General features: G+C 73.7%; 8 protein-coding genes. 3 read left to right on the top strand and 5 right to left on the bottom strand.

Translation table 11 applies throughout. From position 1 onward, the window contains the following. Window positions 1–94: 94 nt before the first annotated feature. Entirely contained in the window at window positions 95–994 is a 900-nt protein-coding gene (locus DOO78_RS26305; RefSeq protein WP_111472848.1) for an alpha/beta hydrolase, read from the bottom strand. Window positions 995–1132: 138 nt separating this feature from the next. Here DOO78_RS26305 and DOO78_RS26300 point away from each other — a divergent pair, with 138 nt between their 5' ends. Continuing rightward, the gene (locus tag DOO78_RS26300) at window positions 1133–2698 is read left to right on the top strand and encodes a GMC family oxidoreductase (RefSeq protein WP_111472847.1); all 1566 of its coding nucleotides are present in this window, start codon (window positions 1133–1135) and stop codon (window positions 2696–2698) included. A 9-nt stretch (window positions 2699–2707) separates the two neighbouring features. Here the strand turns inward: DOO78_RS26300 and DOO78_RS26295 are convergent, their stop codons facing one another. The 3 genes from DOO78_RS26295 to DOO78_RS26285 form a co-directional block, all read right to left on the bottom strand. Continuing rightward, the gene (locus DOO78_RS26295) at window positions 2708–3841 is read right to left on the bottom strand and encodes a DNA topoisomerase IB (protein ID WP_111472846.1); all 1134 of its coding nucleotides are present in this window, start codon (window positions 3839–3841) and stop codon (window positions 2708–2710) included. A gap of 98 nt (window positions 3842–3939) precedes the next feature. Then, window positions 3940–5808: a glycoside hydrolase family 15 protein gene (locus DOO78_RS26290; protein ID WP_111472845.1), complete on the bottom strand. Its 1869-nt coding sequence runs from the start codon at window positions 5806–5808 to the stop codon at window positions 3940–3942. 1 nt (window position 5809) lies between these two features. Continuing rightward, window positions 5810–6856, bottom strand: coding sequence for a glucose 1-dehydrogenase (locus tag DOO78_RS26285; RefSeq protein ID WP_111472844.1), 1047 nt, complete (start codon window positions 6854–6856; stop codon window positions 5810–5812). Between the two features lie 296 nt (window positions 6857–7152). Here DOO78_RS26285 and DOO78_RS26280 point away from each other — a divergent pair, with 296 nt between their 5' ends. Next, window positions 7153–7581 carry a YcbK family protein gene (locus tag DOO78_RS26280; protein ID WP_111472843.1) on the top strand — a complete coding sequence of 143 codons (429 nt, stop codon included), beginning with the start codon at window positions 7153–7155 and terminating at the stop codon, window positions 7579–7581. Window positions 7582–7642: 61 nt separating this feature from the next. Here DOO78_RS26280 and DOO78_RS26275 read toward each other — a convergent pair whose 3' ends face one another. Further along, complete coding sequence (locus tag DOO78_RS26275; protein ID WP_111472842.1) at window positions 7643–8731, bottom strand: AI-2E family transporter; 1089 nt, start codon at window positions 8729–8731, stop codon at window positions 7643–7645. A 332-nt stretch (window positions 8732–9063) separates the two neighbouring features. On the opposite strand from DOO78_RS26275, the gene DOO78_RS26270 reads away from it, so the two are divergent. Next, window positions 9064–9375 carry an HU family DNA-binding protein gene (locus DOO78_RS26270; RefSeq protein WP_111472841.1) on the top strand — a complete coding sequence of 104 codons (312 nt, stop codon included), beginning with the start codon at window positions 9064–9066 and terminating at the stop codon, window positions 9373–9375. The last annotated feature ends 282 nt before the right edge of the window (window positions 9376–9657 follow it).

Here is a 9657-nt window from a genome sequence, read left to right as displayed (position 1 = left end):
TCCCCCAAACCCTCGCAGGCCTGCACGTCATCGCCTTCGTCAGCCTCATGCTCGCCAAAGCCACAGCCGCCTTCGACTTGGTCCGTAACACCGTCTAGGCCGCGAGCTGCGCGCGGATGAACTGCCCGGCGGCGGCGATGGCGCGCCGCCCGGCGGCGAGCTGCGGGTGGAAGAGATGCCAGACATGGATCATCTCCGGCCAGACCTCCAGCGTCACCGCCACCTCCGCCGCACCGGCCCGCCCGGCGAAGGCGACATCCTCGTCGAGCAGCGTCTCGGCCGAGCCCACCTGCACCAGCAGCGGCGGCAGCCCGTGCAGATCGGCATGGATGGGCGAGACGAGGGGCGCGCGCGCCGATGTCGCGCCGTGGTACATCGGCGCGATCTCGAGCAGATAGGGTTTCTGCACCATCGGATCGGCCGCGGCCTTGCTGGCCATGCTCGGATAGCTGCTCTCGAGATCGACCCAGGGGCTGATCAGCCAGGCGCAGCCGGGCAGGGGCAGGCCCTGGTCGCGCAAGGCCACCAACAGCGCCGCCGCCAGGCCGCCGCCGGCGCTGTCGCCGCCGATGGCGATCCGCGCCGGCGCGAAGCCCTGCTCCAGCAGATGCCGATAGCCCGCGACGGCATCCTCCAGCGCGGCGGGGAAGGGGTGTTCCGGCGCCAGCCGGTAGTCGAGGGCGAGGGTGCGCAACCCGGCCTGCCGCCCGGCCTCGGCCACCATCGGCCGGTGGCTGGTCAGCGAGCCGGCGACATAGCCGCCGCCATGCAGGTAGAGCAGCACGCGCGAGGCATCCGCCCCCGGCGCCTCGGTCCATTCCGCCGGCACGCCGCCGGCGCTGGTCGGCTCGACGCGGATATCGCCGGGCAGCGGGTAGCTGCCGCCGAGGGCATCGAGGCGGCGGCGGCGCTCGGCCAGCTCCGCCGGCCGCGGCCGGGCGGCGAGCACGGCGCGGATGGCCTCGATCTCGGCATCGGGCTGGCGCTTCGGCATGGTCTTCCTCCCTTGTCGCATGGCTGCGAAGGCAGGAGCATCCACCCACGCGCCGCCGGCCCGCAAGGTCGCGGCGACGGGCGGCACGGCATGCCGCTTGCAGCGCCCCGTGCGCCGCCTCGGAGGGGAATTGCCCGCATGCATGATGTCATCGTGGTCGGGGCCGGCTCGGCCGGCGCGCCGCTCGCCGCCCGCCTCAGCGAGGATGCCGGCCGCCGCGTGCTGCTGCTGGAGGCCGGCCGGGACTGGCGCGCGGCCGAGGCGCCGCCGGCGCTGCGCAGCGCCAATATCGTGCCCTTCATGCATGACCCGGCGCATCAGGCGGCCTGGCAATGGCCGGGGCTGATGACCCGCCGCACGGCGGCGCAGGCGCCGAAATTCTATTGGCGCGGCAAGGCGCTCGGCGGCTCCTCCACGGTCAATGCGCAGATCGCCATCCGCGGCGTGCCGGCCGCCTTCGATGCCTGGGCCGAGGCGGGCTGCGAGGGCTGGTCGGCGGCCGATGTGCTGCCGGTCTTCGATGCCATCGAGGACGATGCGATGACGGGCATTGCCCCCGGCCTCCGCCGCGGCGGCCCGCTGCCGGTCTTCCGCATGCCGGAGGCGGCATGGGGCGCGGTGGACCGGGCGCTGCGCGACGCGGCGCTGGCGGCGGGGCATCCCTGGAAGCCCGATCTGAACGCGCCGGAGGGGGAGGGCGTCTCCTGCAACCCGATCAATCTCCGCGACGGGAGGCGGGTGACGACCAACGACGCCTATCTGGAGCCGGCGCGTGGCCGGCCGAATCTCGAGATCCGCGGCGGCATGCTGGTCGACCGGGTGCTGTTCGAGGGCCGCCGCGCCGTCGGCGTGCGGGCGCGGCGGGAGGGCGGCGCGTGGCAGGATATCCCGGCCCGCGCCGTGGTGCTCTGCGCCGGCGCCATCCACAGCCCGGCGATCCTCATGCGCTCCGGCATCGGCCCGGCGCCGGCGCTGGCCGCGCTCGGCATCCCGGTGCGGCAGGACCTGCCGGCGGTCGGGCGGCATTTCATGGACCACCCGATCCTGCGAGCGACGCTGATGCTGCGGCCGGAGCATGCGGCGCGCGACCCGGATGCCCGCCACACCAATTGCTGCGTCACCTACAGCAGCGGCCTCGGCGGCGGCGGCGAGCGGGACATGATCATGATCGCCTACAACCATCGCGGGCTGGAGGGGCCGCTGCCGGCGCCGGTCGGCGCCATCGGCGTCGCCCTCTACGACGCCTTCTCGCGCGGCGAGGTGCGGCTGGTCTCGCCCGACCCCGAGGCCAATCCGGTGGTCGAGGAGGCCATGCTGGAGGATCCGCGCGACCGGCTGCGGATGCGCGACGGCGTCCGCCGCCTGGCCCGGCTCTGCGCCCTGCCGGCGGTCGCCGGCATCGCCGAGGCGATCCGCTTCGGCGACAGCGCCCTGACGATGGCCGAGGCCGCGGCGCTGCCGGACGACGCGCTGGACGCGCTGATGCTGCAGGAGGCGGGCGACATCCAGCACGCCGCCGGCACCTGCCGCATGACCGCCTTCGAGGACCCGCGCGGCGTGGTGGACCCGCTGCTGCAGGTGCGCGGCGTCACCGGCCTGCGCATCGCCGATGCCTCGATCATGCCGGCCGATTGCCGGGCCAATCTGCACTTCACCTGCGTGATGATCGGCGAGATGCTGGCGCGCCGCATGCGCGCCGGCTGAGCCGGGTGGTCAGGCGGTCGCCGCGCGGCTCTCCGCCCCGGCGCGCACGATGCGGGGCGAGGACCGCGTCGCGCGGGCGAGCTTGCCGATGAGCAGGCCGAGCACCGCCGTCTCCTCCGGCCGCAGGCCGGCGGCCTCCTCGCGCAGCTTCTCCTCCGCCTCCTGCTTCAGCCGCAGCGCCAGCTCGCCATCCATGTAGAGGTCGAGCAGGCCGGGATGGACGTAGCATTTGCGGCAGATGGTCGGCGTGTTGCCGAGCCGGGCGGCGACCTGCTCGATCGCCTGCTTGACGTTGCGCTTGGCCGCCGCCGCGCTGTCCACCCGCTCGAACTCGTGCAGGGCGAGGGCGGCGAGCACCGTCCCGGCCCAGGTGCGGAAATCCTTGGCCGTCACCTCCGCGCCGGCGATGTCGCGCAGGTAGTCGTTCACGTCGCCGGAATCGATGCCGCAGCGCTGGCCATCGGCGTCGAGATACTGGAACAGCTCCTGCCCGGGCAGCTCCTGGCACTCGCGCAGGATGCGGGCCAGGCGGCGGTCCTGCAGCTGCAGCCTCCAGGTCTTGCCGCTCTTGCCCTTGAACAGGAAGCGCAAGCTGCTCCCCTCCACGGCGACATGCCGGGTGCGCAGCGTGGTGAGGCCGTAGCTGCCGTTCTGCCGGGCATAGTCGTCGTTGCCGACGCGGATGAGCGTGGTCTCCAGCAGGCGCACCACCGTCGCCAGCACCTTCTCGCGCGGCAGGCCGGTGCGCCGGAGATCGGCCGCCACCCGCTCGCGGATGCGCGGCAGCAGCCGGGCGAAGTCCGCCATGCGGCCGAACTTGGCGGCATCGCGCGTCTCGCGCCAGCGCGGATGGTAGCGGTACTGCTTGCGGCCGCGCTCGTCGCGGCCGGTTGCCTGGATGTGGCCGTTCTCGAAGGGGCAGATCCATACCTCGGTCCAGGCCGGCGGGATGGCGAGCGCCTTGATCCGTCGCAGCGCCGCCCGGTCGGCCAGCCTGCCGCCCCCGGGCTGGGTGTAGCGGAACCGCGCGCCGTGGCGGCGCCGGCCGATGCCCGGCGTCTCGTCTGAGACGTAGCGCAGCGCGGCGGCGCGCGCCGCCTGCCGGGCCGCCTTGGCAGTGGCGGGACGCGGATCGCTGGGCATGCTGGCCTGGCTCCCGAGGGGCCCGGCTTCAACCCGGCGCCCCTGGGTTGGTTCCGCAAGCGGGACGGGCGCGGCCTGCCCCGTCACCGCTCTGCGACTCACCGCACCGCGGGGAGCAGCCGCTCGCGCCGGTCCCCCTGCGGCCCGCCCTCCGGCTCCTCCGGCGGCGCCTGGCGGCCGGAGCGCTGCTCCGCCGGGGCCGCCTCGGTCCGCGTCAGGTTGCCCGCGGTGCTGACGAGGGCGATGTGCGAGAAGGCCTGCGGGAAATTGCCCACCAGGCGCTGCGCCTTCGGATCGTATTCCTCGGCCAGCAGCCCGACATCGTTGCGCAACGCCAGCAGCCTCTCGAACAGGCTGCGCGCCTCGGGCCGGCGGCCGAGCATCACGTAATTATCGGCCAGCCAGAAACTGCAGGCGAGGAAGGCGCCCTCGCCCGGCGGCAGGCCGTCGACATCCGAACCGGTGTCGTAGCGGCGGACGAAGCCTTCGACCATGAGCTCGCGCTCGATCGCCTCGACCGTGCCGCGCACGCGCGGGTCCTCGGGCGGCAGGAAGCCGACGAGGGGGATCATCAGCAGGCTGGCATCGAGATGCGGCGCGCCATAGGCCTGGACGAAGCAGCCGCGCTGCCGGTCGAAGCCGCGGCGGCAGACATCGCGGTGGATGCGGGCCCGCACGGCGCGCCATTCCTCGAGCGGCCCGGGCAAGCCGAATTCCTCGATGGCCCGCACCGACCGGTCGATGGCGACCCAGGCCATGACCTTGGAATGGGTGAAGTGCCGGCGCGGGCCGCGGATCTCCCAGATCCCCTCATCCGGCTGGTGCCAGATCTCGATCAGCCGGTTGGCGAGCGTCCGCTCCAGGTTCCAGGCGGCGTCGTTCGGCGGGATGCCGGCCCGGCGGGCATGGTGCATGGCATCGAGCAGCTCGCCGAAGACATCGAGCTGCATCTGGCCGGAGGCGGCGTTGCCGATGCGCACCGGCCGGGCGCCCTGGTAGCCCGTGAGCCAGGGCACCTGCCACTCCTCGAGGCGCCGCTCGCCGGCCAGCCCGTACATGATCTGCAGCTTGTCGGGGCTGCCCGCCACCGCCCGCAGCAGCCATTCGCGCCAGGCGGCGGCCTCCTCGACATAGCCGCCGGCCATCAGCGCCAGCAGCGTCAGCGTCGCGTCGCGCAGCCAGCAGAAGCGGTAGTCCCAGTTGCGCGAGCCCTTGAGCTGCTCCGGCAGGGAGGTGGTGGCGGCGGCGACGATGCCGCCCGTCTCGCGATGCGCCAGGCCGCGCAGGGTGATCAGCGAGCGGTCCACCGCCTCGGCCCAGGGCCCGGCGGTGCGGCTGCGCCCCGACCAGGCCTGCCATTCGCGCGTCTCGGCGAGCAGCAGCGCCTCGGCATCGAGCCGCTCCGGCAGCGGACGGTAGGAGGGGTTCCAGGTGAGGAGGAAGGGGATGCTCTGGCCGGCCGAGACCTCGAACCGGGTCACCGTCGTCATGCGCTCGCCCTTGAGCGGCACGGCGGTGTCGAGCACCAGCCGGTCCGGCCCGGCGATGGCCTGCAGCCGGCCATCCTCGAGCCGCGAGACCCAGGGGATGTCGCGCCCGTAGTCGAAGCGCATCGCCAGGTCGCTGCGCAGCGTCATCTGCCCGTGCTCGCCGCGGACGATCCGCACGATGTCGCTGCAGCCATCCCGCCGATGCATGCAGTCGATGACCGTGACCGCGCCGGAGGGGCACTCGAAGCGCGTCTCCAGCACCATGGTGCCGGGCCGGTAGCACCGGCTCACCCGGGCGCCCGGATGGCTGGGCGCGATCCGCCAGCGGCCGTTCTCCGCCGTGCCCAGCAGCGCCGCGAAGCAGGCGGGGCTGTCGAAGCGCGGCAGGCAGAGCCAGTCGATGCTGCCGTCGCGGCCGACCAGGGCCATGGTCTCGCGGTTGCCGATGACCGCGTAGTCCTCGATCTGGAGCGCCATGTCAGAGCGTGAAGTCGATCACGGTCTTGATGTCGTCGGCCTGCCGCTGCAGGGCGGATTGCCAGCGGTCGAGCGGCTCGCGGCGGGTCACCAGCCCGCCCAGCCAGCCCCGGTCGGCCCGGGCCAGCGCCTCCGCCGCGGCGCGGAAATGCCGCATGTTGGCGTTGACCGAGCCGAACAGCACCTCGTTGCCGAGCACCATCTGCCGCTCCGCGGTGCCGCCGTCGAGGCAGATGCGGCGGGCGCCGGAGGAGATGCCGGCCAGGCAGCAGATGCCGGCCGGGGCGAGCTGCTGCATCGCCGCCACCACCACCTCCGGCACGCCGGTGCATTCGAGGACGACATCCGGGTGGAAGGGCAGGTCGGTGACCTCGCCGGCATGGTAGGTGGCGCCGAGCGCCCGGGCGAGGCGCGGCCGCGGCCCGTCCGGGCTGCGCGCCAGCACATGCACCTCGAGCCCGCGCTGCCGGCCCATCATCGCGGCGAGCAGCCCGATCGGCCCGACGCCGGTCACCAGCACGGTCTGCGGCGCCCAGCGGGCGCGCTGGCCGATGCGCTCCACATGCTCCCAGGCCTTGGCGAGGATGCTCGCCGGCTCCATCAGCACCCCGAGCAGGCCGAGCTCCGGCGCGATCGGCACCAGGAAGTCCGGCTCGATGCGGAACCGCTCCGAGGCGAAGCCGTGCCGCTGCTTGATGCCGCGCTCGGTGTAGCGGCCATTGCGGCACATGTCCCACTCGCCGGCGCCGCAGGCGAGGCAGGGCACCGGGTCGGGCCGCCGCACCACCCCGGCCACCAGGTCGCCCGGCTTGAAGCCGCTGTCGGCCGGCGCCTCCATCACCTCGCCGAGGGATTCATGGCCGATGATCAACCGCTCCTCGCCCGCCGGCGCCCAGCCATAGCTGCCGGAGACGATCTCCTCATCCGTGCCACAGACCCCGACGGCATGGGTCCGGACCAGGACCGGGCCATCCGCCAGGGCGGGTTCCGGCACCTCGATCACCGCGGCCGAGCCCGCGCGTCCGGGGATGACCGTCAAAGCTCGCATCACGCACTCCTTGGCCGCGACGGGGGCCGCGAAGGGGCGTCAACGCGATGCAATCGGCGCGCGTTCGCCGGCATGCCATTCAATTCACATGCGGTTCATGTGGGACGGAATCGGCCCGGCTGGGGCAAATGGGTGTCAGACGGGGTTCCCGCTGCCGTCGCAGTCCCTTACGAGTGCGCTCATGAGACGCCGAACCCTGTGCCTCGCGGCCCCCACCGCGATCGCCATCGTCCCCTGCGTCGCCCAGGCGGCGCCGCGCCGCCCCGTGGCCCCGGTGCGGCGCATCGCCATCCGGCATGCGGCGAACAATTCGCGCTTCGCCGGCCCCTGGCATGACGGCCGCGGCNGAGGTGGCGCAGCGGGCCGGCCTGACCGGCGAGATCACCATCCTCTCCGGCTACCGCACGCCGGAGACGAACTACGCCGTGCACGGTGCCGGCGACAGCCAGCATCTGCGGGCCGGGGCGGTCGACGTGATGGTGGCGCCGGACCGGATCGCGGCCTTCGGCGAGCAGGCCCTGCGGCTCGGCCGCGGCGGCGTCGGCATCTATGGCAGCCGCGGCTTCGTGCATGTCGACAGCGGCCCGGTGCGGCGCTGGGGCGACGTGCCGGCCGAGCTGCAATCCCTGCCCATCGCCGCCGGCGGGCCGCGGCGGCGCCTCGACCTCACCTTCGACCCGGTCTCCCGCCTGGCCGAGGCCTGGGCCAAGACCCGCATCCGCTAGAGCAGATCCCGATCAGGCGGGCGAACCTGATCGGGTGACGATGCTCCGAAAACAGGCCGGCTCAGCCGGGGCGCGGCGCCTCCGGCCGGGGCGCCGTCCATTCCTGCCAGAGCAGGGCGAGGGCGGCCATCAGCGCCGGCCCGAGGAACAGGCCGAGCAGGCCCCAGCTCTCCACCCCGCCGAGGATGCCGAGCAGGACCAGCAGGAAGGGCAGGCGGGTGGCCCCGCCGATCAGCGCCGGCCGCACCGCGTGATCGGCGACGAAGACCACCACCATCCCGAACAGGAACACGGCGAGGCCGGCGGTCGCCGCCCCCTGGGCGAACAGCACCAGCGCCGCCCCGCCGAAGACGACCGGCGCGGCGAAGGGGATGATGGCGGCGAGCCCGGTGACGGCGCCGAGCAGCGTCGGATGCGGCACCCCGGCCAGGGCATAGGCGATGCCGAGCAGCAGCCCCTCGCCGAGCCCGACCAGCACCAGCCCGTCCACCGTCCCGTGCACCGAGGCCATCATCTGCCGCGCCACCCGCTCGCCGGCCGGGCCGAGGAGGCGGGCGCTCGCCCGCCGCGCCTGGGCCGCCAGCGTCTCGCCGTCGCGGAAAAGGAAGAACAGCGTCAGGATCGTGAAGCCGAAGAGGATGGCCCGGTGCAGCAGGCTGGCGCCGAGCTCGCGGCCCATGCCGAGCAGCTCGGACTGCCGCAGCCGCGCCAGCAGCCCGGCCACGGCCTCGGGATCGGCGAGGTTCTGCTGCCACCAGTGCCGCAGCGCCGCGCCGCCGAGCGGCAGCTTGGTCAGCCAGGCGGGCGGCGGCAGGCCGCTCTGCTGCGCCTCCTGCAGCCAGTGCAGCAGCCCGCCCGCCTCCCGCCCGGCCTGCACCGCCAGCAGGCCGAGGGGCAGGAGGAAGAGCAGGGCGATGGCGCCGGTGAAGATGATCGGCAGGAGCAGCCGCCGCTGCGCCGGCCAGCGCCGCCCGGCGCGCGCGAAGCCCGGCCAGGCGGCGATCGCCAGGATCACTGCCCAGGCCAGGGCCGGCAGGAAGCCGTGCAGGGTCCAGAGCCCGAGCAGGACCAGCCCGGCCGCCAGGGCGATGCGGGCGATGGCGGGACCGCCGGCGAGAGCGGGCCTGGGCGTGGCGGGATCGGGGCGCATGCGGGAACCTCCTGGACCACGATCCGCTCACGCGGGTTCGCGGATCATGGTCTGGCGCGGTGTTGGGTTGCGTGAGTCGCGCCTTCGGTGATCCCACCTCGGGCGATCATGCTCCAGGCCGGCCAGATGGCGGGGGCCATGCCGGCCCCTGCCGAGTCGCGGCCCTGCGGGCGCCGGAGCGGGCCGGACGACGCGCCCGACAGCGCCGAATTGATCGAGTCGCTCCCCTGCCGAACGTCCCGCGGCGGCTTCTTGCGCGCCGGACGCAAGGAGACGACTGACGCCGCCCGATCTTCTCGCTATGACGCGGGGATTCTCAGGGAGTCCCGAGCATGTCGAAGAAGTTTCTGACCGACGTCATCGTCCAGTCCACCGAGATGCCGGCCGTGGCGGCGAACCGCCTGGCCAGCGACCTCATCGAGGCCATCAAGACCGAGATCACCGGCACCGGGCGTTTCACCCTGCCGGATTTCGGCTCCTTCGTGGTGCGCGAGACGCCGAAGCGCACCGCCATGAACCCCCGCACCGGCGAGAAGGTGCCGGTGAAGGCCGGCGCCACCGTGCGCTTCAAGGCCAGCCCGGCGCTGAAGGAAGCGGCGCTGGCCGGCATGAAGAAGGCGAAGCGGAAGGCCGCCAAGGCCTGATCCCGACGGGCCAGTCCTTCGACCGGTCCGAGGCCGCCCATTGGCGCCTGCCGCGGCTTGGCCGCGGCAGGCCGTGACGCGTCTCGACCCTGGAGCGAATCACGGGGTCCCCGCGGCGCCGCGAAGCGGCGTCGCGGGGAAATCTCATGCCAAGCGCGCGAAGGTTTCACCTCCGCGCCCCTCAAACGCCGGGCGCTGCCTCCGGCAGCTTGTGTCTTTGGCGCTGGGATAGAGACTTGGGCGCCGCCGGCTGGGGGCGCGCCCCCAGCCGGCGGACTGTCC

The sequence above is a fragment of the Roseicella frigidaeris genome (genome assembly GCF_003258945.1).
In the GTDB taxonomy this organism is placed as follows: Bacteria; Pseudomonadota; Alphaproteobacteria; order Acetobacterales; family Acetobacteraceae; genus Paracraurococcus; species Paracraurococcus frigidaeris.
This window is presented reverse-complemented; position numbering and strand designations above follow the sequence as displayed.

Excerpts from the sequence above, each read along its gene's own strand:
- DOO78_RS26305 (WP_111472848.1), bottom strand. The coding sequence starts at position 994 with ATGCCGAAGCGCCAGCCCGATGCCGAGATCGAGGCCATCCGCGCCGTG.
- DOO78_RS26300 (WP_111472847.1), top strand. The coding sequence starts at position 1,133 with ATGCATGATGTCATCGTGGTCGGGGCCGGCTCGGCCGGCGCGCCGCTC.
- DOO78_RS26295 (WP_111472846.1), bottom strand. The coding sequence starts at position 3,841 with ATGCCCAGCGATCCGCGTCCCGCCACTGCCAAGGCGGCCCGGCAGGCG.
- DOO78_RS26290 (WP_111472845.1), bottom strand. The coding sequence starts at position 5,808 with ATGGCGCTCCAGATCGAGGACTACGCGGTCATCGGCAACCGCGAGACC.
- DOO78_RS26285 (WP_111472844.1), bottom strand. The coding sequence starts at position 6,856 with ATGCGAGCTTTGACGGTCATCCCCGGACGCGCGGGCTCGGCCGCGGTG.
- DOO78_RS26275 (WP_111472842.1), bottom strand. The coding sequence starts at position 8,731 with ATGCGCCCCGATCCCGCCACGCCCAGGCCCGCTCTCGCCGGCGGTCCC.
- DOO78_RS26270 (WP_111472841.1), top strand. The coding sequence starts at position 9,064 with ATGTCGAAGAAGTTTCTGACCGACGTCATCGTCCAGTCCACCGAGATG.